At 65.6% G+C, this 25,934-nt stretch carries 27 protein-coding genes; 16 read left to right on the forward strand and 11 right to left on the reverse strand.

The genetic code is table 11. The features are described from left to right. Window positions 1–39 precede the first annotated feature (39 nt). Window positions 40–1,065 (forward strand): alpha/beta hydrolase, encoded by a 1,026-nt coding sequence (locus AC1RRR_RS03415; RefSeq protein ID WP_492810580.1) that lies wholly within the window; start codon window positions 40–42, stop codon window positions 1,063–1,065. On the opposite strand, the gene AC1RRR_RS03420 is transcribed toward AC1RRR_RS03415, so the two are convergent. The 4 genes from AC1RRR_RS03420 to AC1RRR_RS03435 form a co-directional block, all read right to left on the reverse strand. Next, window positions 1,062–1,517, reverse strand: a complete 456-nt coding sequence (locus tag AC1RRR_RS03420; protein ID WP_492810581.1) for a hypothetical protein — start codon at window positions 1,515–1,517, stop codon at window positions 1,062–1,064. The two genes, AC1RRR_RS03415 and AC1RRR_RS03420, sit on opposite strands and share 4 nt — an antisense overlap. A 74-nt stretch (window positions 1,518–1,591) precedes the next feature. Further along, the gene (locus AC1RRR_RS03425) at window positions 1,592–1,954 is read right to left on the reverse strand and encodes a hypothetical protein (RefSeq protein ID WP_492810583.1); all 363 of its coding nucleotides are present in this window, start codon (window positions 1,952–1,954) and stop codon (window positions 1,592–1,594) included. Window positions 1,955–2,007: 53 nt separating this feature from the next. Then, window positions 2,008–2,988, reverse strand: a complete 981-nt coding sequence (locus AC1RRR_RS03430; RefSeq protein ID WP_492810585.1) for an NUDIX hydrolase — start codon at window positions 2,986–2,988, stop codon at window positions 2,008–2,010. Further along, entirely contained in the window at window positions 2,985–3,629 is a 645-nt protein-coding gene (locus tag AC1RRR_RS03435) for a YfbR-like 5'-deoxynucleotidase (RefSeq protein ID WP_454716031.1), read from the reverse strand. Before AC1RRR_RS03435 ends, AC1RRR_RS03430 begins: the two co-directional genes overlap by 4 nt. A 105-nt stretch (window positions 3,630–3,734) precedes the next feature. Between AC1RRR_RS03435 and AC1RRR_RS03440 the strand changes: the two genes are divergently transcribed. Next, entirely contained in the window at window positions 3,735–4,547 is an 813-nt protein-coding gene (locus tag AC1RRR_RS03440) for a universal stress protein (RefSeq protein ID WP_492810587.1), read from the forward strand. A gap of 34 nt (window positions 4,548–4,581) precedes the next feature. Then, window positions 4,582–4,959, forward strand: a complete 378-nt coding sequence (locus tag AC1RRR_RS03445) for a hypothetical protein (protein ID WP_492810589.1) — start codon at window positions 4,582–4,584, stop codon at window positions 4,957–4,959. A 6-nt stretch (window positions 4,960–4,965) separates the two neighbouring features. Here AC1RRR_RS03445 and AC1RRR_RS03450 read toward each other — a convergent pair whose 3' ends face one another. The 4 genes from AC1RRR_RS03450 to AC1RRR_RS03465 form a co-directional block, all read right to left on the reverse strand. Next, window positions 4,966–5,781 carry a hypothetical protein gene (locus AC1RRR_RS03450; RefSeq protein WP_492810590.1) on the reverse strand — a complete coding sequence of 272 codons (816 nt, stop codon included), beginning with the start codon at window positions 5,779–5,781 and terminating at the stop codon, window positions 4,966–4,968. A 98-nt stretch (window positions 5,782–5,879) separates the two neighbouring features. After that, the gene (locus tag AC1RRR_RS03455; protein WP_291874171.1) at window positions 5,880–6,749 is read right to left on the reverse strand and encodes an AAA family ATPase; all 870 of its coding nucleotides are present in this window, start codon (window positions 6,747–6,749) and stop codon (window positions 5,880–5,882) included. A 93-nt stretch (window positions 6,750–6,842) separates the two neighbouring features. Next, window positions 6,843–7,430, reverse strand: coding sequence for a UDP-4-amino-4,6-dideoxy-N-acetyl-beta-L-altrosamine N-acetyltransferase (pseH, locus tag AC1RRR_RS03460; RefSeq protein ID WP_492810593.1), 588 nt, complete (start codon window positions 7,428–7,430; stop codon window positions 6,843–6,845). A gap of 127 nt (window positions 7,431–7,557) precedes the next feature. Beyond that, entirely contained in the window at window positions 7,558–9,351 is a 1,794-nt protein-coding gene (locus tag AC1RRR_RS03465) for a tetratricopeptide repeat protein (RefSeq protein WP_492810595.1), read from the reverse strand. A gap of 195 nt (window positions 9,352–9,546) precedes the next feature. Here AC1RRR_RS03465 and flbT point away from each other — a divergent pair, with 195 nt between their 5' ends. The 11 genes from flbT (at window position 9,547) to ssb (ending at window position 19,359) form a co-directional block, all read left to right on the forward strand. Beyond that, window positions 9,547–9,972: a flagellar biosynthesis repressor FlbT gene (flbT, locus tag AC1RRR_RS03470; RefSeq protein ID WP_492811747.1), complete on the forward strand. Its 426-nt coding sequence runs from the start codon at window positions 9,547–9,549 to the stop codon at window positions 9,970–9,972. Beyond that, window positions 9,932–10,294 carry a flagellar biosynthesis regulator FlaF gene (gene flaF, locus AC1RRR_RS03475; RefSeq protein ID WP_295106582.1) on the forward strand — a complete coding sequence of 121 codons (363 nt, stop codon included), beginning with the start codon at window positions 9,932–9,934 and terminating at the stop codon, window positions 10,292–10,294. The genes flbT and flaF overlap by 41 nt, the downstream gene beginning before the upstream one ends. 248 nt (window positions 10,295–10,542) lie before the next feature. Further along, window positions 10,543–11,367 (forward strand): flagellin, encoded by an 825-nt coding sequence (locus AC1RRR_RS03480; RefSeq protein ID WP_492811749.1) that lies wholly within the window; start codon window positions 10,543–10,545, stop codon window positions 11,365–11,367. Between the two features lie 277 nt (window positions 11,368–11,644). After that, a complete protein-coding gene (locus AC1RRR_RS03485; protein ID WP_492810597.1) occupies window positions 11,645–12,469 on the forward strand; it encodes a flagellin in 825 nt (274 codons plus the stop codon). 134 nt (window positions 12,470–12,603) lie between these two features. Beyond that, window positions 12,604–12,942: a flagellar protein FlaG gene (locus tag AC1RRR_RS03490; RefSeq protein WP_492810598.1), complete on the forward strand. Its 339-nt coding sequence runs from the start codon at window positions 12,604–12,606 to the stop codon at window positions 12,940–12,942. Window positions 12,943–13,120: 178 nt separating this feature from the next. Further along, complete coding sequence (locus tag AC1RRR_RS03495; protein WP_492810600.1) at window positions 13,121–13,957, forward strand: flagellin; 837 nt, start codon at window positions 13,121–13,123, stop codon at window positions 13,955–13,957. Window positions 13,958–14,022: 65 nt separating this feature from the next. Continuing rightward, complete coding sequence (gene pseH, locus AC1RRR_RS03500) at window positions 14,023–14,577, forward strand: UDP-4-amino-4,6-dideoxy-N-acetyl-beta-L-altrosamine N-acetyltransferase (protein ID WP_492810602.1); 555 nt, start codon at window positions 14,023–14,025, stop codon at window positions 14,575–14,577. A 79-nt stretch (window positions 14,578–14,656) separates the two neighbouring features. Continuing rightward, a complete protein-coding gene (locus tag AC1RRR_RS03505) occupies window positions 14,657–17,518 on the forward strand; it encodes a hypothetical protein (RefSeq protein ID WP_492810604.1) in 2,862 nt (953 codons plus the stop codon). 58 nt (window positions 17,519–17,576) lie between these two features. Beyond that, the gene (locus tag AC1RRR_RS03510; protein WP_492810606.1) at window positions 17,577–18,263 is read left to right on the forward strand and encodes a hypothetical protein; all 687 of its coding nucleotides are present in this window, start codon (window positions 17,577–17,579) and stop codon (window positions 18,261–18,263) included. 21 nt (window positions 18,264–18,284) lie between these two features. Continuing rightward, window positions 18,285–18,686, forward strand: coding sequence for a hypothetical protein (locus AC1RRR_RS03515; protein WP_492810608.1), 402 nt, complete (start codon window positions 18,285–18,287; stop codon window positions 18,684–18,686). A 160-nt stretch (window positions 18,687–18,846) separates the two neighbouring features. Then, on the forward strand, window positions 18,847–19,359 hold the full coding sequence (ssb, locus tag AC1RRR_RS03520; RefSeq protein ID WP_492810609.1) for a single-stranded DNA-binding protein: 513 nt from the start codon (window positions 18,847–18,849) through the stop codon (window positions 19,357–19,359). Between the two features lie 207 nt (window positions 19,360–19,566). Here the strand turns inward: ssb and AC1RRR_RS03525 are convergent, their stop codons facing one another. The 3 genes from AC1RRR_RS03525 to AC1RRR_RS03535 form a co-directional block, all read right to left on the reverse strand. Then, window positions 19,567–20,916 (reverse strand): hypothetical protein, encoded by a 1,350-nt coding sequence (locus AC1RRR_RS03525; RefSeq protein ID WP_492810610.1) that lies wholly within the window; start codon window positions 20,914–20,916, stop codon window positions 19,567–19,569. A gap of 3 nt (window positions 20,917–20,919) precedes the next feature. After that, complete coding sequence (locus AC1RRR_RS03530) at window positions 20,920–21,366, reverse strand: hypothetical protein (protein ID WP_492810612.1); 447 nt, start codon at window positions 21,364–21,366, stop codon at window positions 20,920–20,922. A gap of 81 nt (window positions 21,367–21,447) precedes the next feature. Further along, window positions 21,448–22,014 (reverse strand): GNAT family N-acetyltransferase, encoded by a 567-nt coding sequence (locus AC1RRR_RS03535; protein ID WP_492810613.1) that lies wholly within the window; start codon window positions 22,012–22,014, stop codon window positions 21,448–21,450. A gap of 317 nt (window positions 22,015–22,331) precedes the next feature. On the opposite strand from AC1RRR_RS03535, the gene ppdK reads away from it, so the two are divergent. Both ppdK and AC1RRR_RS03545 read left to right on the forward strand, forming a co-directional pair. Further along, complete coding sequence (gene ppdK, locus AC1RRR_RS03540; RefSeq protein ID WP_492810615.1) at window positions 22,332–25,019, forward strand: pyruvate, phosphate dikinase; 2,688 nt, start codon at window positions 22,332–22,334, stop codon at window positions 25,017–25,019. A 167-nt stretch (window positions 25,020–25,186) separates the two neighbouring features. Next, entirely contained in the window at window positions 25,187–25,849 is a 663-nt protein-coding gene (locus tag AC1RRR_RS03545; RefSeq protein ID WP_492810617.1) for an SAM-dependent methyltransferase, read from the forward strand. Window positions 25,850–25,934 lie beyond the last annotated feature (85 nt).

Here is a 25,934-nt window from a genome sequence, read left to right on the forward strand (position 1 = left end):
TGAGTGGCGTCTCCCCGAAAGCTCGCACGGAGCGTTCCAATGCCTCGGTTCCTGGGTCTGCTGCTGGCGACCCTGATCGTCTTTGCGTCCCCGCCGGCGCAGGCGGAGATCCGCGACTTCACGATCGCCTCCAAGGCCTTCGACGGCAATAAGATCGGCGTCAGCGGCCAGCGGCGCGTGCGGGTCTATCTGCCGAAGGGTTACGAGACCTCAGGCCGGCGCTACCCGGTCGTCTACTACCTGCATAACCTGTTCGAGGACGAGAAGGTCGCCTTCGACCGCGACGGCTTCGGGCGGTTGCTGGACAGAGCCGCCGCGCCGATGATCGTGGTCGCCGCCGACTTCAGCACGCCGCTGGGCAGCTCGATCTACACCAGCTCGCCCATCACCGGCCGCTGGGACGACTTCCTGGCCGTCGAGCTGGTCGGATGGACCGACAAGACGTTCCGCACCCTGGCGCGGCGCGACAGCCGAGGCCTGGCCGGCGACCGCATGGGCGGTTACGGCGCGATGGCCATGGGCATGCGGCACGCCGACGTGTTTGGCGCGGTCTATGCCCTGCATCCTGTTGGCGCGGGTGTTGGCCTGCAGCCGATGTCGTCACGGCCAAACCTCGAACTGCTGCAGAACGCCAAGTCCCTGGACGATCTCAAGGTCGACGGCTTCTCGCAGCTCTTCACCGCCATCTATCAGGCGCACCTGCCCAATCCCGACAAGCCGCCGCTGTATGTCGATCTGCCGGCGCGCAAGGTAGACGGCAAGGTGGTGGTCGACGCCAAGGTGACGGCGCGCCTGATCGACAGCTTCGCGCTGGATCACCAGGTGCTGCGCCACGCCGACGCCCTGAAGACCCTGCGCGGTCTGAAGTTCGACTGGGGGCGTAACGATCCCAATCCCGACCACGTGATCTCCGCCCAGGCCCTGTCGCGCATGCTGACCGAACTGGGCGTGCCGCATGAGGCCGAGGAGTATGTCGGCGGCTGGGGCGATCGGACCTGGGGCGAGACGGGCCGCGTCTCTACCGCCATGCTGCCGTTCTTCGCCCGGACCCTGGTCGTCGACTAGCGGACCGTCAGGTCGACCGTGATCTGCCGCACGACGCCGTCGGGCGAGGAGCCTTGCAGCACCAGCCGGTCGTGGCCCGCATAGCCGGCGGCGGCGGTGTAGTAGGCCTGATGGCCCGGCACCTTGCGGGTGTTGCAGGCCGAGCGCGGATTAGCGGGCGGGAAGGCGGCGAAGTACGGCTCGTCCTTGATGGTCGCCACGCCGTGGGCCGGCTGTTCCAGCACGGTCAGGGTGGCGCCGGGCTGATGCTCCGAACAGTCCGGATCGATGGCGGTGTTGGCCCAGACGCGGATCGGCGTGGCGCCGATCGCGGCCTTCTCGATACGCACCTTCTGGTAGCCCGAGGCTTTGGCGGCGGGCTTCACCGTCACCTCATAGCGGCGGGTCTGGGCGACGGCGGCCGTCGCAACGGCGGCGCCGAGGCACGCCAGGACAAGCAGTTTGGATCGCACGACCGGTCTCCAGCGGTGAGCACGACCAAAAGCTGCGCCGCCTTTGTTGCGGGTCTATTGCGGTTGTATTGCGGTCATTCGCAGACGTCCGACCACTTCTGCTCGAGGGCGTCGGTGCCGTCGACCTCCTCGATCGTCAGGCCGCCTTCCGAGAAGACGTAGCGCTCCTCGCCGTCGAACGAGTCGTCCTTCTCGACGATGTCGACGCGGCCACAGACCGATGGGACCTCGCCGTCCCAGTGGACGAAGGTCTTGCCGAAATTCAGCTGGGCGTCGGGGAAGCGGTTCTCCAGGGCGATCTTGGCGCCGGCGATCTGCAGCGGATCGTCCTTGTTGTCCGCCGTTTCCTCGCTGTCGGCGTCGCGCAGAACGTAGCCGGTCAGGCCCACGCCGACCGCGCCCAGTACGACGGCCGCCACAGCGCCCGCGACGATCATGAGTTTCCGGTTCGCCATCTTGAGGCGAGCTTAGGGCGAACCTCGCCCCTCTATCAATCCCGCAGCAGCGGCAGCGACAGGCCCGTCGCCTGGCGGGTGGCCAGCATCTCGCGGCGGAAGCGGAACAGCTCGGCCGGCCGGCCGCCGGTCTCGGCGTCCAGGCGGCCCAGGCCCTCGACCAGCTCCTCGCGCTCGACCACCCGACGGAAGTTCTGCTTGTGCAGCGGGACGCCGGCAATGGCCTCGACCGTGCGCTGCAGGGTCGAGAGCGTGAACTCCTCGGGCGTCAGCTCGAACACCACCGGGCGGTACTTGATCTTGCCGCGCAGGCGCGACAGGCCCGTGGCCAGGATCCGCCGGTGGTCCGAGATCATCGGCTCGCCCAGCGCCGCCGACAGGGCGGCGGGCTCGGCCGGGTCGTGGCCGTCGGCGCGGGCCCGGTCGCGGGCGGCCTCGGGCGCCAGGCCGGCCTCGTAGAGCAGCTCGTAGCGCTCCAGCACCCGTTCCTCGTTCCAGGGGGCGCCGTCCAGGGCGAAGGCCAGGCGCGCGCGCGACCACTTGGCGGCGTCGTCGCCAGCCCAGCGTTTCAGCGCGGGCGCGATCGCCTCGTCCAGCAATTCTGGGCGGCCGCCGCGCCAGTCTTCCCAGGGGAAGAACCGCGTCCACGGCGCCCAGGCGGTGTCGGGCGCGTCGGTGTCGATCGCCTTGGGCGTCAGGCCCAGATAGCCGACCGAGACCACGCGCGCCGCGCCGGCCCCGACCTCGGCGCGCGGGGCGTCACGGCCCTTGTCGCCGAAAGTGTAGAGCTGCTCGACATAGCCCGGCTGGAACCGGGTCTGGGCGGTCACGAAGGCGCGCAGGCCCAGCTCGAAGGTACGGTGCGCCTCGGGATCGAACGGGCCGAACGGCAGGCCCGACAACGAAGAGGCGACATCGGTGATCGCATCGTGCGGTCGCACGGTCAGGACGACGGCCTCGCCGTCGCGGATCGCGACGACCACCGCCGACAGGCCGATGACGACCGAACTGGTCATTCGGTCTCGAACGCCGCGCTTGGGGACGACTCGAAGCCCGCCGCCTTCGACAGCACGTGGAAGCGCTGGACGTAGCGGGCCTGGGCCTCGAACGGCGGCTGTGGCGTGATCTTCAGGTCGTAGCCGGCCGGCGGCGCGCCGAAGATCGACAGCGATTCCGCGTGCTCGAAGCCCGCCAGCTGCGTGGCCTCGAAGAAGGCGCAGGCGCGGTCGGCCTGCTTGATCAGTTTCTTGATCGGGGCGGGAGTCTTCACCGGCAGTCCGAAGCGGATGTGGATGGCGTCTTCCAGCCTAGCCTCGAAATCCTTGTAGCTCACCCCCAGCGCCGCCTTGAACGGGCTGATCATGTCGCCGATCACATATTCGCTGGCGTCGTGCAGCAGGGCGGCCAGGCGCCAGCGCGGCTCCAGGTCGGGCTTGATGTGCGCGGCGATCTCCTCGACCACCAGGCTGTGCTGGGCCACCGAGAAACCGTGGTCGCCGACCGTCTGGCCGTTCCAGCGCGCGACGCGGGCCAGGCCATGGGCGATGTCCTCGATCTCGATGTCCATCGGCGACGGATCGAGCAAGTCGAGCCGCCGTCCGGAGAGCATTCTTTGCCACGCGCGGGGCGGTGCGCCCCTATGCAGCCCTTTGGCCACGAGATCGTTCCTTACGGTGAAGGTGGTTGACTGGCCCATGGATTGAGAAAGATCAATGTGGCCGTCGCCGTCATCTGTGGAAATGCCCTTGAAGGGAGTTCGATCATGAGTTGGGCGAGAATTATGGTTCCGCTGGCCGGAACCCCGAACGACAAGGGTGTCCTGACCTCCGCCGCGGCCCTGGCCGGGGCCTTCCAGGCCGAACTGGCTTGCGTGCACGCGCCCGCCGACATGGCCGACCTGATGCCCTGGATGGGTGAGGGGTTCATGGGCGGGGTGCAGGTCACCGCGCTGGAAAGCCTAAAGGAAGCCGCCCAGGAAGGCGCTAGGGCCTGCGGCAAGCTGGCGGCCGAGACCGGCTATTCGCGCACCCGTGTGATCAGCCTGGATTCGCCGGTCTGGGCGGGCCTGGCCATGGAAGGCCGCCTGTCGGACGTCATCGTGTTCGACGACGCCTCGGCGCGCGGGAAGGGGCCTTTGGCTGAGTCCTTCCAGCAACTGGTCGCCGACGAGCAGCGTCCGACCCTGGTCGCGCGTCCGGGCTTCCAGGTCAACGGCACTGCCCTGGTGGCCTGGGACGGCGGCAAGGAAGCCAGCCGCGCCATGCGCACGGCCCTGCCGCTGCTGCAGAAGGCCGGGTCGGTGATCGTGGCCGGCGCGCCGGGCGCCTCTTCGCGGGCCTTCGAGCTGGACCGCCTGGTCGAGTTCCTGGCCGCGCGCGGCGTTCGCGCCACCGTGAAGACCCTGGACGGCAACGGCGACGCCGCCGGCCTGCTGCTGGGCGCGGCCAAGGAGACTGGGGCGAACCTGCTAGTCGCCGGCGCGTTCGGTCACCCCAGGCTGCAGGAATTCATCTTCGGCGGCACGACCCGCACGCTGCTCAACAGCGACGGTCCCTCGCTGTTCCTGTCGCACTAAGGCCCTGAAACTCAAAGAAGAAGGGAGACTCTCAATGTCTCTGTCCCGCATCGTCATGCGCCTTGCGCGCAATCCGGGCACCGAGTTCGCCGGCGGCGACGACCATCGCGGCTACGCCCTGACCGCGCCGCTGACCGAGGACGGCCATATCGACGAGGGCGCTTACGCCAAGGTGAAGGGGTCGTGCAGCGTGCGCCGCTTCGCGCCCGACGAGGATGCGGTAGATGGTCGCCTGAACAAGCGCGGGACGCGCTGGTTCTTCGACTATGACGACGAGGATGTCGCCGACGACGAACCGCTGCATCGCCTGGGCGAGCACCGCTTCGCCCTGGGCGAATACGTGACCGTCACCGACGAGGACGGTCGGCCGCTGACCTACAAGGTGATGCAGGTCGAGCCGGTCACGCAGTAAGGCTCGCTAGCCCCCCACGTTGTGGCGGACCAGGGCCTTCATGTCGCGGAAGATGTCGTGATCGTCGGTGTCGCGGGTCTTGGCCTTGACGACGGCGACGGCCAGCGGGCCGCCCTTGGGGCCCCGCGCTTCGTAGCCGGCCAGGCGATAACCCTTCGGGGCCTTGTCGTTGGCCAGGATTAGGGTCGAGCGGACGATGTCGCCCTTTTTCTTGGTGCGGATCTCGGCGCCGTGGTCGTCGGCCTTGATGGTGACGTCGCCCTCGTGCTCGTCATTGGCCGAGACATTGACCGCGCCGTGCGCGTCGTCGCCGCGGATGTTGACGTTCTTATTGACCTTCACCTCGGCCGCGCCGCCGTCGCTGTTGATGGTCAGGTGACCGATGCGGATGTCGGCGCCGTCGTCGCTGGCGTTGATCTTCACGCCGGGCAGGTTGATGGACGTGCGGTTCTTGCCGGTCTTGCCCTTGCCCTCGACGGGTTTCGGCGCGGCCGGTGGGGTCGGCATGATTTCTTTCAGCTCGCCTTCGATCGGGGCCAGGGCCGCCTCGGCGTCGCCGCCGTTCAGCCGCACCAGCCGCAGATCGACCGTGGCCTCACCGGAATGATAGCTGCAGGACTGACCGTCGGCGGCGACGCTGACGCGCTTCAACTCGCCTTGGCGTTCGGGACAGTCGAGTTTGTCGATGACGTGGACCGGTTCGCGGCGACCTGGGCGGCGCTCGGATTGGCCTTGGTCCGACGGGGTGCGGTGGCAAGCGGTGAGCGCGCTCGCACCGACGCTGATCATCAGCGCCGCGGCCAGCCATTTCGAATAACGCATGGGTATCCTTAAGGCCTTCCCTCGATGCGCGGGAAGGTGGGCGCACGCCTAGCGCGCGTCCAGTGAAATCAAGTTAACGACCAAATGGTCGCGGACGCCTATTGTCCAGGACGCGCGCCCGAACCCTCGCGACGGGCCAGGAAGGCCAGACGCTCGAACAGGTGCACGTCCTGTTCGTTCTTCAGCAGGGCACCGTGCAGGGGCGGAATCAGCTTGGTCGGGTCCTTCTCGCGCAGGACCTGATCGTCGATGTCCTCGACCAGCAGAAGCTTCAGCCAGTCCAGCAGCTCGGACGTCGAGGGTTTCTTCTTCAGGCCGGGCACCTTGCGCATGTCGTAGAAGATGCGCAGCGCCTCGGCGACCAGCTTCTGCTTGATGCCGGGGAAGTGGACGTCGACGATGGCCTGCATCGTCGCTTCCTCGGGGAAGCGGATGTAGTGGAAGAAGCAGCGGCGCAGGAAGGCGTCCGGCAGTTCCTTCTCGTTGTTCGAGGTGATGATGATGATCGGCCGGACCTTGGCCTTGATCGTCTCATTGGTCTCGTAGACGTAGAACTCGTTGCGATCGAGTTCCTGCAGCAGGTCGTTGGGGAACTCGATGTCGGCCTTGTCGATCTCGTCGATCAGCAGCACCGGGCGCTGTTCGCTCTCGAACGCCTCCCAGAGCTTGCCCTTCTTGATGTAGTTCTTGACGTCCTTGACGCGCTCGTCGCCCAGCTGGCTGTCGCGCAGGCGGGTGACGGCGTCGTACTCGTACAGGCCTTGCTGGGCCTTGGTCGTCGACTTGATGTGCCAGGTGATCAGCGGCGCGCCCATCGCCTTGGCGACTTCGTAGGCCAGCACCGTCTTGCCGGTGCCGGGCTCGCCCTTGATCAGCAGGGGACGCTCCAGGGCCACGGCGGCGTTCACCGCGACCTTCAGGTCGTCGGTCGCCACGTAGTCGGAAGTGCCTTCGAAGCGCTGGCTCATGAGTCGGATCCGGTTCGAACAGTTGTTCAAATGAACGAACCAAACTACCGGCGTCTCCGCGCTTGGCAAGTCTGACGATGGGGAAGGGCGGGCTCAGGCTGCCCGGGATGGGGTCGCCTGAATATCGAAACCCTTGTCGCGCAGGCGTTGGGCCATGGCCTCGCGGCGCGTGGCCCAGTCGGAGGCCAGGAGGCCCAGGCCCACGACGTCGACCTCGTGGCCGTTCTTCATCACGTGCTCGCGAAACAGGGCCTCGCGCTGGAAACCGTACAGCTCGTGCAGACGCCAGACCCCCTCGTTGGAGATCAGCACCTCGCACCACAGCTTGTTCAAGGCGAGCTCGCTGAACACGTGCTCGATCACCGCGAACTCGACGAACGAGCCGACGCCCAGGCCCCGCACGCTCGGGCTGGCCAGGTAGTAGGCCCAGGCGCAGCGGCGGTGGGTCATGTCGATGTCGGCCAGGTTGGCCAAGCCGACAGGCTCGCCGTTCGCCTCGATGATCCAGTAGCGGCGGCGCGCATCGTGGCGCACGACGTCGAACCAATGATCGTGCTCGTCGGGACCGATCTTGTGGTCGGAATACATGTAGGCCGCGACCTCGGCGCTGTTGCGCCAGGCCAGCAGCCGCTCGCGGTCGTCCTCGCGCACGTCGCGCAACCGCACTTCCGTCTTACGCATCGCCGTCGTCCCGTTCCGGCGGGCGCACACATAGCCGCCGGGTCAGGACGTGCAGCTACGCCGTGAATCGGCGCGGAAATGCGGACGATCCGTGTCGGAGCGGCAACAAAGCCGCGGCCGACCGCAACTATCTGGCGACGAACTCGCCCAGGGCTTCAGCCATGTTCGCCATGGCCTCTTCCCAATGGCCGTACTGCTGCGTGACGAAGCAGCGCACGCTCGGATACCAGGGGTAATAGTCGGTGCCCAGGCGCGTCCACGAGGCCGCGCCGGTCAGCATGAAGCTGGGCGTCCCGACCGCGCCGGCCAGGTTCATGGTGGCGTTCGAATAGCCGACCACGAGGTCGACCGCGGCGCACAGGGCCGTGACGTCGTCCAGGTCCTTCTTCAGGTCGATGCCCGGCGGCTGCCAGATCTCGATGCCGAAGGCTTCCTTGGCGAAGGCGATCTCCGCCTCGCAGTCGCCGTACTGCAGATTGACGAAGGTGACGCCCGGCGTCTTCAGCACCGGCTCCCATTTTTCGAACGCCGAGAACTGACGGGCGCGCTCAGATGTGAGGTTGGCGCTCTTCCACAGCATGCCGACCTTGGGCGCAGAGCCCAGTTTCTCAAGCTCGGCCTTCCAGTGGGCGCCGCGCTCGGGATCGGGGGTCAGGAAGGCGCGGCGATCCGGGAAGGCGTCGACCGTGGGGCGCAGGCTGGGCAGGAAGTCGCCCATCGCGGCCCAGTAGTCGAATTGGCTGTAGTCGGTGATTTCCGGGAAGGTGCGCCAGATGCGGCCTTCGTAGGACACCGTCCTGTGCCGGGTGACTTCGATATCGGGATACGAGCGCTGGAACAGCGGGATCAGGCGGGGCTCGACCGCCAGGGTCAGCTTGCCCTCAGGGCCCAGCAGCGCCCGGGTGTCGGCCAGCAGGTTGGCCAGCATGACCTCGTCGCCCAGGCCTTGCTCGGCGCTGAGCAGCAGGTGCTTGCCCGTCAGGTCCTGGCCGGACCAGCGCATCCCGGCGACATAGAACTGCGGCGCGTCGGTCAGTTCGCGCGAGAAGCGGGCCTCATAGGCCTTCCAGCCTTCGTCCATGCGACCCAAGGCCAGCAGCAGGGTGGAATAGGCGAACTCCATGATCGCGTGATCGTGCGGCGTGCTGGGGCGCTTCATCGCCTCTTCGCAGTCGGCCAGAGCGCCCTCGACGTCGCCCATGTCCGATTTGGCGAAGGCGCGGTTGTGTAAGGCCTTGCTGTACGTGGGCTCCATGCGCAGCGCTTCGTCGAAGAACACGATCGAACCGGTGGCGTCGCCCGTGTTGCACAGCACCGTGCCCAGGGTGTTCCAGAGCGCGGGGCTCTCGGGATGCGTGGCGATCGCGTCCTTCAGCACTTCGATCGCCTCGCTCTCGCGATTCAGCTCGCGCAGCGCCGAAGCCAGGTTGTTGGCGGCCTCAAGGTCGTTTGGGCGGGACAGGCGGAAGTGGGCGAAGAAGCCGACCGCAAGTTCGGGCATGCCGATTCGCAGGGCCAGGCGGCCCAGGTCTCCGGCGACCGAGCCGTGGTCGGTCAGCAAGGCCAGCGCCGCTTCGTACGCGCGCAGGGAAGAGGCGTAGTCGCCCTTCTTTTCACGCGCGATGGCCAGGACGTGCCAGGCCAGGCCCAGCCGGTTGTCGGCATCCAGCAGCTTCAGGGCCAGCTTGTCGGCTTTGTCGAACTCCTGCTTGTGCACCGCCTGGATGGCGCGGTTCAGAAGCTTGCTGTTCTCGGCGTTCTTGACGTCCTGGGTGGCGCGCTTAAGGCGCTCCAGGGCGTCGCTGGACGCCGAATCGCCCATGGCGGTGCTCATCTGCCCCGCGTAAATCGGCCCGGCGCCGACCGCCTCGGCCTGGGCGAGGCCGCTGGCGGACATTTCGAGAGCGCGTTTGCGGGACATCGTTGAAACCTTACGCTTGGTGTTAACCATGTTTTGAGGCGCTATGCTTAATCGAGTCCTAAGCTGCGTCTCACGGTCGCAAGGGCGATCATGGGGCGGCAAGACAGCGTTAACACGTGCGCGGCTAGCTTTCCGCTCGAACCCGTCGACATCGGCGGATCCGGGCGAAGCGGCGTCAACAAAGGAGCGGCCTTAGTGCCTTTGAAGCTGTCGCTGAAGCCCGGCGAAAAATTCGTTCTCAACGGCGCCGTGGTCCAGAATGGGGATCGGCGCGGGGTTCTGGTTCTCCAGAACAAGGCCTCCGTCCTTCGCGAGAAGGACATCTTACAGCCGGATCAGGTCACGACGCCCGCGCGTCGGATCTATTTCCCGGTGATGATGATGTACCTGGAGGAGGGGAACGCCGAGAAGTTTTATGAGGAATTCGCCACTCGCCTTAACGATTTTATGGGTGTTGTGCGTAATCCTACGGTCCTTCAGGACTGCATCGCCATTTCGAAGCACGTGATGGCGCGTGAGTACTACAAGGCTCTGATGTTGAGCCGTAAGTTGATTGAATACGAAGACGAGAGGTTGGGGCATGTCTCTTCGGGCGTATCAGCAGGCGGCGACGCGGGCTGAGAATCCCCGTGAAATGGAGTACCGCCTGTTCGGGCAGGTGACGCGCGCCCTCATGGACGCGTCGCAAGCCCCGACGGACGACTTCGCCACGCGGATCGACGCATTGGATTGGAATCGCAAGGTCTGGTCGGCCTTGGCGACCGACTGCGCCTTGCCCGAAAACCAGCTGCCGATGCAGCTGCGCGCCAGCATCATTTCGCTCAGCCTGTGGGTTGGCCGTCACTCCAGCGCCGTGATGCGCAAGGAGGAAGAGTTCGAGCCACTGATCGAGATCAACCGCATGATCATGCAGGGCCTGTCGGGACGCGCCGACGCCGCCTGATTCTTCGGTTTTCGCAAGACTGAACGTCTTGCCTACCAGCTCCGGAAAAACCTGCCGCCCGGCGAATGTTGCATTCGCCGGGCGGTTTCGTTTTGGCCCTGGCTGATTCAATAATTCCAATAAAATCAATATTTTACGCGATGGCGCCGAACGCGGTTCGGTTGGCCCGCCGCTTGCGATGGTTCACGCGGGCAAAACGCCCGCCCGGCAATACGCCGGACAAATCCCACCAAAACGGTAGGTATCAAATGCTGAATTCGATCAACACGAATCCGGGCGCGATGATCGCGCTCCAAAACCTGAACTCGACCAACACGGAGCTCGCCACCACCCAGAGCCGTATCAACACCGGCAAGAAGGTCGGAAGCGCTAAGGACAACGGCGCGATCTGGTCGATGGCCAAAATGCAGACCGCGAGCTCGAGCTCGTTGAATGCCGTGAAAGACTCGCTCTCTCGCGGTCAGTCGACGATCGACGTTGCTCTCGCGGCCGGCGACACCATCACCGATCTGATCTCGAAGATGAAGGAAAAGGTTCTCGCCGCTTCCGACACTTCGCTGAACACCGCTTCGTTCAACGCCCTGAACGCCGACTTCGTCTCGCTCCGCAACCAGATCCAAAAGGCTGCGGAAAATTCGAAGTTCAACGGCGTCAGCCTGGCTGACGGCACGACCACCCAGCTGGCCTTCCTGGCCAATTCGGACGGCGGCACCTTCACGGTCTCCGCCCAAGATTTGAGCCTGACGGGCCTTGGTCTGACGTCCGCTGCGACGACCTTCACGAACGCCGCTGAGGCCAAGTCGCTGATCGCGACCCTGACCTCTGCGTTGCAGACGGCAACGAACAAACTGTCTTCCCTGGGCACTGCCTCGACCGGTCTGGATACTCACCTGACCTTCGTGGGCAAGCTGCAGGACAGCCTGGACGCCGGCGTGGGCAACCTCGTCGACGCTGACCTGGCCAAGGAAAGCGCGAAGCTGCAGTCGCTGCAAACCAAGCAACAGCTGGGTGTGCAGGCTCTCTCGATCGCTAACCAAACGCCGCAGTCGATCCTGTCGCTGTTCAAGGGGTGAGCCCGATACGCCGGGCGGCCGTCAAAAGCCGCCCGGCGCCTCTTTCCTGCTGGGTGCGCATTATGTGCCCGGCAACAATTGCCTATGTCGAAAGCCCCCCCGGCAAAAATTGCCGGGGGGCTTCGTCGTTAATGGACCTATAACGCAGTAATTTCAGTGATTTAGCGAGATTGTCGCAGCTCGGCAGAATTGGCCCGGCAATTGCTACAGACCTTTTCGAGCAAAACGCTCCCGGCAGCCAAAATGGCGTCGGATACCTTGAAAAGGATCTACTCGTATGCCGCTGAACAGCATCAATACGAACGCGGGCGCCATGATCGCCCTGCAAAACCTGAACACCACCAACAACGAGCTTCAGGTTACCCAACAGCGCATCAACACCGGCAAGAAGGTCGGTAGCGCTAAGGACAACGGCGCCATCTGGGCCATGTCCAAGAACCAGTCGGCCACGGCCTCGTCGCTGAACGCCGTCAAGGACTCGCTGCAACGCGGTCAATCCACCATCGACGTGGCGCTCGCCGCCGGTGACACGATCACCGACTTGCTCGGCAAGATGAAGGAAAAGGCTCTGGCCGCTTCCGACACCTCGCTGAACACCGCCTCGTTCAACGCCCTGAACGCTGACTTCGTCTCGCTGCGCGACCAGATCTCGAAGGCCGCCTCGAACGCCAAGTTCAACGGCATCAGCATCGCTGACGGCAGCACCAACAGCCTGACCTTCCTGGCCAACACCGACGGCTCGGGCTTCACGGTGAAGGCGCAGTCCCTGACCCTGGCTGGTCTGGGCCTGGCGACCACGACCCCGGCCTTCGCCACGGCCAGCGCGGCCAAGGCGATGATCGCCAGCATCGACACGGCCATCGGCACCGCCACCAACAAGCTGGCGACGCTGGGTACGTCTTCGACGGGCCTGGACACCCACCTGACCTTCGTCGGCAAGCTGCAAGACAGCCTGGACGCCGGCGTCGGCAACCTGGTGGACGCCGACCTGGCCAAGGAAAGCGCCAAGCTGCAGTCGCTGCAAACCAAGCAACAACTCGGCGTGCAGGCGCTGTCGATCGCGAACCAGTCGTCGTCGTCGATCCTGAGCCTGTTCCGCTAACGAACGGGAGGAGGCGGGTCCTGGTGGCCCGCCTCCGACTTTCGTTCCGCTTTCGTCAAAAGCGTATTTCCAGAACCAAAGAGGAGGGGCCGGCTCAAAACGTCGGCAAATAGAAAATGGAACCAAAAGCCGCATTGTCGGCCATCCGAGACTTCATCGCTCCCGTTTCTCCCGCCAACGCCCCGGACCCGTCCGAGGGCGCGAACGTCGTTTCGGGGCAAGCTCAGACGGCCGCGCCGCAACAGGTCCACGAGGCCGAGAAGGCTGAAAAGGCCAAGGTCGTCGATGATGGTCCGCAGCCGGGCGACCTGCGTCTGGTGATCGAACAGGACGATGACTCGGGCGACTACATCTACAAGACGGTCGATCGTCGTACGGGCGAGACGCTGAATCAGTATCCGCGCGAGCAGATCCTGAAGCTGCGTGACGAGGTCCACTACGCGTCGGGCGACGTCTTCGACGGCCAGGCCTGAGGGCGAACTAGATCGGGAGAGAAGGGGAGGTGCGACCGCGGGCCACACCGGTAAACAGACATGGTTTATAAGCGTTAACCATAATCTTACCTTCTGACCCCAACTTGGGCGGCGAGTAGATCGCTCGCCGAATCGCGCGCGGTCGCAACCAACGGCAAAAGCCAGTCGGAGGCCGCGCATGACGCTGAGCGTCAACACGAACCAGCCCGCGCTGATCGCGCTGCAGAATCTGAATCGCACCAACGATCAGATGCAGTCGGTGCAGACCCGCATCAATACGGGCGAGTCGATCTCGACCGCCAAGGACAACGCGGCCATCTGGTCGATCGCCCAGGAACAGCGCGCCGACATGAGCGCGCTGGGCGCGGTCAAGATGAGCCTGGACCGCGCGACCTCGATCGCGGACGTGGCCCTGGCCGCCGGCGAGTCCGTTTCCGACCTCCTGAAGCTGATGCGCGAGAAGGTGGTGGCCGCCAAGGACACCTCGCTGACCTCGACCTCGCTACAGTCGCTGAACGCCGACTTCCAGGGTCTGCTGAAGAACCTGCAGCAGGTGATCAGCAGCGCCGTGTTCGACGGCGCCAACCTGCTGGACGGCAGCCAGGCGGCCGACATGACCTTCCTGGCCGACGCCGACGCGGCCCAGGCCATTACGCTGAGCCTGCAGAACCTGACGATGGGCGGCGGGATCAATACCCTCGACCCTACCGACAACATCCTGAGCTCGGCCAACGCCACCTCGGTCCTGACGCGCCTCGATTCGACGATGAGCGCGATCAACCAGGCCGTCGGCAACATCGGCACCCAGTCCAAGCAGATCGACGCCCACAACAGCTTCGTCTCGCGCCTGACCGACGTGCTGGAAACCGGCGTGGGCAACCTGGTCGACGCCGACCTGGCCAAGGAAAGCGCCCGCTTGCAGGCCCTGCAGGTCAAGCAACAGCTTGGCGCTCAGGCCCTGTCGATCGCCAACGGCGCGCCGCAGATCATCCTGTCGCTGTTCAAGGGCGGCTAACGCTAGGTCGATGCGCGTGGCCGGGCTAAGCTTCCGCAGGGTTTGCTTGGGATTCGGCGACGCGCATGATCGAGCTGCGAGACTTGCGGGACGAGGACGAGGCGGTTCTCTTTCAATGGCGTTCCGAGCCCGAGGTCGACCGCTGGATGTCGGACGCCGACCTGCCCAGCCGGGAGGCGCACGCCGTCTGGTTCCAGGCGCTGCGCGCCGATTCCGACATGCGGGGCTGGATGATCACGCGCGCCGGCGCGCCCATGGGCCTGCTCACCCTGACCGGCCTCAACAGCCATCATCGCCGCGCCAGCTGGAACTGGTTCCTGGGCTCGGCCGAGGCGCGGGGCAGGGGCGTTGGTCGCGCAGCCCAGGTGCTGGGTCTGGACCGCGCCTTTGGCGAGCTCTCCCTGCACAAGGTGTTCGCCGAGGTGATGGCCGACAACGACGCGGCCCTGAAGGCTCAGTCGGCCGCCGGTTTCCGTCGCGAAGGCTATCTGCGTGGGCATGTCCTGAAGGACGGCCAGCCACGCGACGTGGTGCTGCTGGGCATCCTGGCCGACGAGTGGCGCGAGCTGCGCGAAGACGCCCGCCGGGCCTTGTCGGACGCCAACCTTATCGCGGCTTAACCCAAGGTCTTAACGAGTCGTCAGCGAACCTCTGGCACAGGTACCAGCGGGGGATTTTGCGTCCCGCACAGGATTGGCCGTGATCTCGTTCGATTCGAACATTCTGCTCAGCTACTATCAGGCCCGCGCGGGCGTGACGGGTGCTGCCGCGTCTGCGCCGACGACGAGCTCCTCCGGCACGAAGGCCGTGGTGCCCAAGGCGCCGTGGCTGTCCGACGCCGCGCCGGCCAGTGAACTGGTCCGCTCCGCGCTGAACGGCCGCAAGCTGGTCGACGAGGGCGCCAACACCTCGGCGCTGAAGGGCGTCAGCCCTGACTACAAGAAGCTGTTCGCCACCTATCAGGCCCTGAACACCCTGTCGGCCCTGTCGACCCGCGCGGGTGAGAAAGGCGTCACCGATGGCGAGCTGACCAAGCTGCAGTCGACCCTGACCAAGGGCCTGGGCGAGATCAGCAGCTATGTGCAGAATCTTTCGCTGGATCAGCTGCGCCTGACGACAGGCCAGGTGATGACCAGTGACAAGTCGACCGTGGGCGTGCCCAAGGCGACCTATTCCTATACGACCGACACCCTCTACAGCGGCCAGGTGGACGACGAGGTGCCCAAGTTCCAGGGCGATGTGTCGTTCGGCGTCGCCGTGAAAAGCTTCGGCGTCACCACCAACGTGACCATGGACCTGTCCGAAATGGGCTCCAAGCCCCGGACCATGTCCAACGTCGTCAGCTACATGAACGACAAGCTGAAGGCGGCCGGTTTCAACACCAGTTTCTCGGTGCAGCGCACGACGGGCCAGGAGCGCACCGTCCAGGTCAATGGCAAGCCCGTGACCCTGCCGGCGACCGGCGACAACTTCGCCCTGAAGGTCAATGGCGACTCCGTCGAGCAACTGACCTTCAGCGCCCCGACCACGGCGCCGGCGGTCTATGTCACGACCAAGGCCGGCAATCCCGATCCTGACAAGAACGCGCTGACCGACGACGGGGTCTATGAAACGACCCTGACCAAGTACAGCGCCGCCGGGACCAATGGCGGCGCCAATGCCGGCGCGCCGGGCGGCAAGGTCTTCACGGAAACCCTGCAGGGCACGATCAATACCGTTCGCAAGTCGGTGACCGGGGCCGACGGCTCGATCTACATGCTGGCCGACGTCGATACGGCGGTCGACGGCAAGACCGACCTCAACGGCCAGGTCATCAAGGGCGAGAGCGACGTCGCGCTGCTGAAGTACGACAGCGCCGGACACCTGCTGTACGCCCGGACCCTGGGCGCGACTGACGAGGCCAACGGTCTGTCCCTGGCCGTCGCCGACGACGGCAGTGTCGCCGTGGCCGGCTCGGTCAGCGGCCGCTTGGCCGGCGCGGTCAACGGCCCGATCAACAACGGCGACTCATCGACCACCACCGACAGCTTCGTCACCCGCTACGACGCCAAGGGCGACGAGCAGTGGACGGTGCGCCGCGGCGGCCTGCAGGAAGACGAGGCCACGGCCCTGGCCTTCGGGTCGGACGGCGTTCTCTATGTCGGCGGTCGTTCGAAGTCGGATCTGCCAGGCGCGGTCGGCACGGATCCCAGCGGCGGCTACGACGCCTATCTGTCGGCCTTCGCCACGGACGCCCAGGGCCAGCCCAAGGCGCTGTTCACCCAGAAGTTCGGCACGGCCGAGAACGACAGCGTCTCGGACATCGTCGTCAACGGCTCGCAGGTCATCGTCGGCTCGAAAGAGAACGGCTCGGCCAAGTTGCGCAGCTTCGACGTGTCGGCCAATGTCGTGACCGAAAACGTCACCAAGCTGGACCAATACGGCGCTTATCAGAGCGTGCCGGTCACCTACACCAAGACCGCCACCCTCACGGCCGGCGCCACCCGCGACCTGGGCACGCTGAAGGGCGGCGACCTGGTCGGGCTGAAGATTGACGGCGGCCAGCTCTATGTCGGTGGCTCCACGGCCAATGGCGCGATGTCGATCGGCGGTGCGAACTCGGCGTCAGGCGGCCTGGACGCCTTCGTCGGCCGGGTCTCGCTGGACCTGTCCGACACCGGCTCCGACGCCATGACCTACTATGGCGGGGCGGGCGACGACACGGTCACCGGCTTCGACGTCAAGAACGGCACGGCCTGGGTGGTCGGCTCGGCCGGCGCCAATCTGGACGGCCAGGCGACGGTCGGCAGCAAGGACGGCTATGTCGCCCAGCTGAACGTCAGCACGGGCGCGGTTGACTGGAGCCAGCGTCTGACCGGCAAGGACGGCTACGCGACCCCAACCTCAGTCTCGGCCTCGGTGTCGGGCGCTTCCAGCCTGGACCTGTTCGGCCTGCCCGCTGGTAAGATGGACTTCAGCCAATCCGACCGCATCGTCTCGGCGACGGCGGCGCGGGCCGGTGACACCTTCCAGATCCGCACCCGCGAGCGCGGGACCCTGAGCACGATCAAGATCGAGGCCAACGACACGCTCGAGACCCTGGCAGACAAGGTCAAGAAGGCCTCGGGCTACCGCGCCAAGGTCGAGGTCGTGTCCAGCGGCAACAGCCGCGTGCTCAAGATCAGCCCGGCCTCGAACACCTCGACCATCGAGGTCGTGGCCGGCAAGGGCGGCACCGACGTGCTGACCTCGCTGGGCCTGGCCGGCGGTGTCGTGCGCGCCACCAAGACCGACGACGGCAAGACCGTCTCGGCCGACGGCAGCGGCCCGATGTACGGCCTGCAGCTGCCACCTGAACTGGACCTGACGACCGAGGCGGGCCGCAAGAACCTCAATACGGTCATCCAGCGGGCCATGTCCTCGATCCGCACCGCCTATCGCGAGGTCTCCGACGCGGCGATGGGGGTCAAGAGCGATAGCGGCACGGGCGCGGGCAAGTCCGGCGGCACGGTGCCGGCCTATCTGACCGCCCAGATCTCGAACTATCAGGCGGCCCTGAACCGCCTGACCGGCGGCGGCTAACCCTTTTTCCGAGGTCGCCGAGCTTGAAAGCGTCATCGACGCGTCGTAGCCAGTGGCCATGGACTTTCTGAAAGATCGACGGATCATCATCGGCGGCGGCGCGACGCTCGCGCTGCTGGCTGGTCTGGGCATCGCCGTGGCCCTGATGTCGGGCCACGACAAGAAACCCGCCGAGGAGCCGCCGGCCTCGCGCGCCGGCCTGATCGTCGAGACCGGACGCGACGACGACGCCAAGCTGGACCCGGCGCGCCCGCTGCGGTGCTTCGTGGGCGGCAGCTTCGTCGGCGAGATCACCCTGGCCGAGTGCGCCAAGAAGAACGGCGTGGCCACCGGCGCGCTGGACGTCGGCGTGGACGAGACCGGGGCCCTGGCCGCGGCCGACCAAGCCGGCACCGTCCTGACCCCGCTGCCGCCGACCCCGACCGTGACCGCGCCCGCCGCGACCACGCCGTCGAACCCGTCGACGCCTTCGACGCCCGCCAGCGCCTCCAACAACACCCCTCTGGCCGCCTGCTGGCGTTACGCCGGCAACGAGTGGCGACGCCTGCCGGGCGACATCACCCTGAACGCCTGCGCCCAGCAGCTGTTCGGCGGCCGCTGCGAGCGTTCGGGCGGCGCCACCTATGGCCGCTGGGGCGAGGAAACCCTCCGCCTGGTGCCGGGCCGCGTCGAGATCTCGTCGGACAACCGCAGCTTCCACACCGCCTTCGATCAGGGCCCGAACTGCTCTATCCCGAACGGCTGATTGGTTTTATAAGTGTAATCCATGAAGCACGCCGTCCTCGCCACCGCCGCCGTCCTGGCCGTCTCCGCCCTCGGGCTCTCGGCCTGCGAGAAGCAGACCAAGGCGCCGTTCGAGACGGGCGTCTGCTTCCAGGTGGCGACCAACAAGGACGGCACGCTGCGCTACAACCCCTTGGCCCGCAACGTGGCCCAGATGGAGCTGTGCGCCGCCGAGCTTGAGGGCGCGCGCATGCGCTTTGTCCGCCTGGGTCAGTCCAACAGCCAGAGCATGGTCGGCGCCTATCAGGGGTCCTTCATCTTCCTCGAGAAGGAAGGGATCTATGTGGGCCAGACCTATGAAGGCCCGCGCTTCATGTCGCTGGTCCGCACGGGCGACGGCCGCCTGGCCGTGCCGGGCGCTATCCGCCGCGAGCCCGCCCAGTAGCGCTTCGACGGAAGAGGGCGGGGCGGTTCGTCAGTCCACAGCCCTCTTGCTCGTCCACAAGAACGTTCCGGGAACAAAACTTGCATCCCGCTTAAGCGCTCGTTAACGTCCGCCCTCAGATTCCGGCGCAAGGGTCGCTGGGCGAGAACAAGGGCGAGCGATGGCTGGCAGCGTCAACAAGGTCATTCTGGTGGGCAATCTGGGGGCCGATCCCGAGATCCGCAGCCTGGGTTCGGGCGACCGCGTCGCTAACCTCCGTATCGCCACCTCGGAAACCTGGCGCGACCGCAACAGCGGCGAGCGCAAGGAAAAGACCGAATGGCACCGCGTCGTGATCTTCAACGACAACCTGGTGAAGGTCGCCGAGCAATACCTGCGCAAGGGGTCGACCGTCTACATCGAGGGCGCCATCCAGACCCGCAAGTGGACCGACAACACCGGCGCCGAGAAGTACTCGACCGAGATCGTGCTGCAGAAGTTCCGTGGCGAACTGACCATGCTGGGCGGTCGCGGCGATAGCGCCGGCGCCTCGTCGGGCGGCGGTGACGAATACGGCGGCGGCTATTCGGGCGGCGGCGGCGGCAACTTCGGTGGCGGCGGCGGTCAGCGCAGCCAGCCCAGCGGCCCGCGCGAGAGCTTCTCGGCCGACCTGGACGACGAGATCCCGTTCTAGGAAAACGATCATTTCACCGGGTGTGCGGATCGTCACAGTTCGATCCGCGCCTCGGCCTTAGACAAGACCGGTCTGCTTCTTGTGGGAGTCGGACCGGTGGGGACAGTGGAGAGCCCGGACGGCGGCCTCGAGCCAATGACGGAGAGCCCTCCACGGGGGCGAACGGCGAGCGGACCTCAGATGGTCCCTCGCCGTTTTCTTATTGGTTCACTTCACGACAAAGCGGACCAGGCCGTAGCTTTCGTCCTTGGCCGTCGCAACGCCAGAGGTTTGACCAAAGGTGGCTTCAAACCAGATCTTTCCCGTGACCTTCTGGGCGTAGGCGATCGCGTAGCGTTCGAACTTGTCGGTTGCTAAGCCAGCCTCTTCATAGTCGCGTTTGTTCCAGGCGGCCGACGCCGAAATGGACCATGTATTGTCAGCATTCTTTTTGCTGAGGACGACGCCGAACTGGCTGACCTTGGCCGATTTCGTCGCGCTCGCCACCGTTACCTTGTCGTCGCTGCTGTAGTGGGCGAAGGCGGTCAGGTTGCCGGGCGGGGACAGGCATTTGCCGTCCCTGTGGGTCTCGATCTCGCTGGCCTCCAAGGCCATGGTCTCGGTGGACTCCTTCGATTTCGATCGGCAGTCCTTATAGGCTCCCAGGGGCAGGCGGAACGCGGCCCACGCCTTGCCGCCGGTACTCTTCATGTTTGACAGGCTGTAGGTGTCGGACGCCCATCCCGTACCGCCGGCCACTTGCAGGCTGACCGTGTTTTCAGCCGCCAGCTTCGCGCGCTTGAAGCAGCGGGCGACCCTGGCCTTGTATTTCGTTTCTGCCGCTTGAGAAGCGGACAGGCTCTCGACTTGCTGGTTCTTCCAGGCCGTGATGACGTCTCTGAGCAAGGGGGGCAGGGCCATTTGAACGCTTGAGATGCTGTCGGCGGTCTGAAGCGCTGCAGGAGGCGGCGTCGAGCCTAGGGCAGTGATCGCGATCACCTTGGCCTCGGCGACCTTCGCCGGATCGGTGTTGAGAGCCGCGATAAGCGTGTTCCGGATGTGGCTAACTTCCTGCCCGCTGTCCTTAAGGCAGGTTAGATGCGCATCATTGAAGCGCGGATCCGCTTTATCGAGCAGTTCGGTGGATAGGCCGACCGCGGCGCCCAGCCCTTTGGACGCGTCGGTTACGACGGGGGCGCCTGCGGCGCTGAAAACCGTTCGCGCTGCGGTGCGCGTGAACCAACTCGTGTCCTTCTGGTAGTTGTCTGGAGTTAGGTAAAGGCCCGCTCCAGAGACCCAATAGGGACGAAGCGCTACGGCGAAGCCGGGTTTTTCGCCCGTGAGAATGACTTCCTTGCTGAGGTCGGGGCCGAAGGGCGCGGAGAAGCTGAGCTCCGGAGTGTTCTCGACCATGCCCAGCGCCGGCGCCGCCGGTACGGCGGTATCGTACTCGTATAGCTTTGCGTTTTTGATGTCCCCGTAGCTCTGGAGCTTGAGCTCCTTTTGGTCCTCAGCTGCGGCTACGCCCGCAAACAAGGCGAAGCTAGTGCTGGCAAGGATCAGGAAATGACGGGCCATTTTCTACGCCTCCAGGAAGAGGTCGATGGATTCGTCGGGCATCTCCACGACGGTGTCCTGAGCCGGTTGGCCTTGCGGATCGGCGCCGATGGCCGTCAGCGGGGTTCCATCAAGGGTGACGACGACCCGTACAGGTTCTTCCTGGCTCGTGACTGGATTTGTCGCCCGCGCCGCTAGCGAGAAGTGAAATATTGGTGGCGCCCCCGCACTGCTTGGAGGGAGGGGGGCTGAGCCCGGATCGGCCGGCTTGAGCGCTGGGCCGTCCTGAACTTGGAATGTCCACGAATGGGCGTCGCCCGGATCCGGTTCAATGGTTGCGGTGTTTGCTCCTGGACCGAACAAGAGAAGATCGCAGCCAGGTTGTGACGCGTTAGCGCCGAAGGTGGAGATCTTGAGCACACCGGGTTGGATCGCGCCGAGATAGCTCGGCGCCAGCATTTTGGTCGTCATAACAGCCCCCTCTGTTAACCACAGAGAACGCTGATATTCTAAATTGCGCAACCATCAGGTGTTCTGATTTTGGGTTCCTGTTCAGATTGTTTGCAGGTCCTGAGGTAACAACGCCTCCGGATCCGCCCACCGATACCGCACCACCTCCACCTCGCGGCCGCCCGGGACCTCCTCGCGATACCGCGCCGCCTCGACGCCGCCCTTGCGGATGTAGAAGCCCAGCGCTGCCTCATTGGGCGCATAGACCTCCAGGTGCAGCGGCGCGCCGCCGTGGCTCTCGATCAGCCACCGCGCGACCTCGGCCAGCAGGGCGCCGCCCAGGCCGCCGCCCTTGCGCTCGGGTGCGACGTGCAGGTTGTCGAGCAGGCAGCCGACCTGCGGGTTCAGCCGGAACGAGGCATAGGCCAGGCCGACCGTCGTCTCGCCGTCCATCGCCGCCAGGATCAGGTCCTTGGCCGGGTCGAAATCGTCGAACCGCGCTCGCCACGTCGCTCGCGAGACCTCGAACAGTTCGTGGTCCAGGAAGGCGTCGCCATAGAGGCCGCGATAGGCGATCTGGCGGCTGCGGGTGTGCAGGTCGGCGATCGCATCCGCGTCGTTTCGGGGCGTTTCAGAAGCGTGGCCGAGTCGGACGATGTGCGGATCCATGCACACATGGAAGCTTTTCGCGGTGCGAAGACAACCCGCCCCAATCGTCCGGTTTCGGCCCAAGTCGCGGCTTTGCGGCGCGGATGTTCGAAATCTGGCCAGGCCTATCGACCGGACAACGTTGTCATTGGAATTATTTGCCGAATTCTATTGTTATCGCTTGGAACGCGAAGCGCCAGTGGACGCGTTCTTGGACGAAGTGCTACTGAAACGCCCGGATATTGCACTGCGGGATCACGACATAGCAGTGCTGTTCCAGGGCGAGACGACCTCCAAAGAGAGGCGCGGCCTTCTTCACTATCGCAGGGTGAGAACAAATGCCGGTTGAGACGTTGACCAAGGCCCGTTGGGTGTACGCTTTCGGTGGAGGCGGCGCTGACGGCGACGCCTCGATGAAGAACCTGCTCGGGGGCAAGGGGGCCAATCTCGCGGAGATGTCGGCCCTGGGCCTGCCGGTGCCGCCGGGCTTCACGATCACCACCGAGGCCTGCGTCCACTACTATTCCAACGACAAGCAGTACCCGGCCGAGCTGGCCGACCAGGTCAAGGCTGGCCTGGCCAAGATCGAAGAGATCACCGGCAAGAACTTCGGCGACGTGGCCAACCCGCTGCTGGTCTCGGTGCGCTCGGGCGCCCGGGCCTCGATGCCAGGCATGATGGACACGGTGCTGAACCTGGGCCTCAACGACGAGACCGTCGAGGGCCTGGCCAAGCTGTCGGGCGACCGCCGCTTTGCCTATGACAGCTATCGCCGCTTCATCCAGATGTACTCGAACGTCGTGCTCAATCTGGAGCACCACATGTTCGAGGAGATCCTGGACGACCACAAGGATCGCCTGGACGTCCAGGTCGACACCGGCCTGACCGCCGACGACTGGGCCGACGTGATCAAGGACTACAAGAACGCCGTCCGCGACCAGCTGGGCAAGCCGTTCCCGCAGGACGCCCAGGAACAGCTGTGGGGCGCCGTCGGCGCCGTGTTCGCCAGCTGGATGAACGACCGCGCCAAGTTCTATCGCCGCATGCACGACATCCCCGAGAGTTGGGGCACGGCCGTGAACATCCAGTCGATGGTGTTCGGCAATATGGGCGACACCTCGGCGACCGGCGTGGCCTTCACCCGCAACCCGTCGAACGGCGACAACCGCCTGTACGGCGAGTTCCTGATCAACGCCCAGGGCGAGGACGTGGTGGCGGGCATCCGCACGCCGCAGTCGCTGACCAAGGCCGCCCGCGAAGAGATGGGCGACGTCGCCCCCTCGATGGAAGAGGCGATGCCGGAGGTGTTCGCCCAGTTCAAGTCGGTGGTGGAGACGCTGGAGCGTCACTATCGCGACATGCAGGACATCGAGTTCACGGTCGAGCGCGGCACGCTCTACATGCTGCAGACCCGCAACGGTAAGCGCACCGCCAAGGCCGCGCTGAAGACGGCGGTCGACATGGCCGCCGAGGGCGTCATCAGCAAGGAAGAGGCCGTCGGCCGCGTCGAGCCGGCCTCGCTGGACCAACTGCTGCACCCGACCATCGATCCCACCGCCCATCGCGACGTGATCACCACGGGCCTGCCGGCCTCGCCCGGCGCGGCGACCGGCAAGATCGTGTTCGACAGCGACGCCGCCGAAAAGGCCAACGCCGCCGGCGAAAGCGTCATCCTGGTGCGCGAAGAGACTTCGCCGGAAGACATCCACGGCATGCACGCCGCGCGCGGCATCATCACGGCTCGGGGCGGCATGACCAGCCACGCCGCCGTCGTGGCGCGCGGCATGGGCCGTCCTTGCGTCTCGGGCGCCGGCGACGTGTCGATCTTCGCCAAGGAAGGCCTGTTCCGCGTCCGTGGGCGTGAGTTCAAGGCCGGCGAGATCATCACCATCGACGGCTCGACCGGCGAGATCCTGGCGGGTTCGCCCAAGATGATCGAGCCCGAGCTGACCGGCGACTTCGCCACCCTGATGGGCTGGGCCGACGAGGTGCGCCGCCTGAAGGTGCGGGCCAACGCCGAGACGCCGCTGGACGCCAAGACCGCCCGCCAGTTCGGCGCGGAAGGCATCGGCCTGTGCCGCACCGAGCACATGTTCTTCGACGACACCCGGATCGCCGCCGTGCGCGAGATGATCCTGGCCGACGACGAGAAGGGCCGCCGCACGGCTCTCGCCAAGATCGCGCCGTTCCAGAAAGCCGACTTCGTCGAGCTGTTCACGATCATGGAAGGCCTACCGGTCACGATCCGCCTGCTGGATCCGCCGCTGCACGAGTTCCTGCCGCACACCGAGGAAGACGTCGAAGCCGTGGCCCAGGCCACCGGTCTGGACGCCGCCAAGCTGCTGCGCCGCGCCAAGGAACTGCACGAGACCAACCCGATGCTGGGCCACCGCGGCTGCCGCCTGGGCGTCTCGTATCCCGAGATCTACGAGATGCAGGTCCGGGCCATCCTGGAAGCCGCTTGCGAGATCGCCAAGTCGGGCAAGGCTGCTCCGGTCCCCGAGATCATGCACCCGCTGGTCGCCAAGGGCGAGGAGATGAAGTACCTGCGCGACCTGACCGACCGCGTCGCCAAGGCGGTGCTGGAAGAGCAGGGCGTGGACCTGAAATATACCGTCGGCACCATGATCGAGCTGCCCCGCGCCGCTCTGCGCGCCGCCGATCTGGCCGCCAATGCCGAGTTCTTCAGCTTCGGCACTAACGACCTGACCCAGACGACGTTCGGCATCAGCCGTGACGACGCCGGCAAGTTCCTGGGCGCCTATATCGACAAGGGCATCTTCGAAAAGGACCCCTTCGTCAGCCTCGACCAGGACGGCGTCGGCGACCTGATCCGCATCGCCGCCGAACGTGGCCGCGCGGCCCGTCCGGACGTCAAGCTGGGCATCTGCGGCGAACACGGCGGTGATCCGGCCTCGATCGGTTTCTGCGAGAAGGTCGGCCTCGACTACGTGTCGTGCTCGCCCTATCGCGTGCCGATCGCCAGGTTGGCGGCGGCGCAAGCCGCCTTGGCCAACAAGGGCTAACTCAGTGCGTGGTCCTCGTCCTTCGACAAGCTCAGGATGAGGACCATAGCTGAGGCCTTTCAGTCGATAACCTCATCCTGAGCCTGTCGAAGGACGAGGTTATCGCCCCCACGCTGGACACCGTCTAACCCAGCCCCTATCCCCGGAACACATCTCGGGGGAAGTTCATGGCCTATCTGCGCTGGCGCCGGTTCACGGAACTGATGTCCCTGGACCGTCCGTGGCTGGGCGAGCTGTTCATGCGTAAGCGGAACAAGCCGATCGTCGCCGCGCCGGTCGAGAAGTGGGACGCCGAGTACCAGGACGGCGTCTATGACCGCCTGAACCGCTCGGACCAGCGCCATCATCATCGCCTGCTGGCCGCCGTGATCGCCGACCGCTGGCCCAATCCGCGCGTGCTGGAGATCGGGGCGGGCGAGGGGGTGTTCTACGAGGCCCTGCGCGCCCACCGGCCGGCGCGTTATGTCGGCGTCGACTTCTCCAAGCCCGCCATCGATCGCGGCGAGACCCGCCTGGCGCCCGAAATCGCCATCGGCGAGGTCAAGATGCTGCTGGGCGACGGCCGCACGTTCGAGACCGACGAGACCTTCGACGTCGTGGTGTTCTCGGAATGCATCGAGCACCTGGGCGAGGTCGAGGACCTGGTCGCTCACTACGCCCCGAACCTGAAGCCCGGCGGCGCGGTCGGCCTGACCATGTGGCTGGCGCTCAAGCCCCTGCGGCTGTGGCATCGCCTGAAAGCCATGGGCGAGGTGCTGGACGAGGCGGTGATCAACACCCCGTGGGGCGGCGGCTGGCTGATCGCGCTGGTGCGGCCCAAGGCCGACTGATCGGTTGGATTATCCAATTTCCGATTTTGGCTAGACCAATTTTCGGCGCGCGCTATATCCGGGAGCAAGAGACTTCTGGAGGAAG

The sequence above is a fragment of the Caulobacter sp. GW821-FHT12D05 genome (assembly GCF_058807295.1).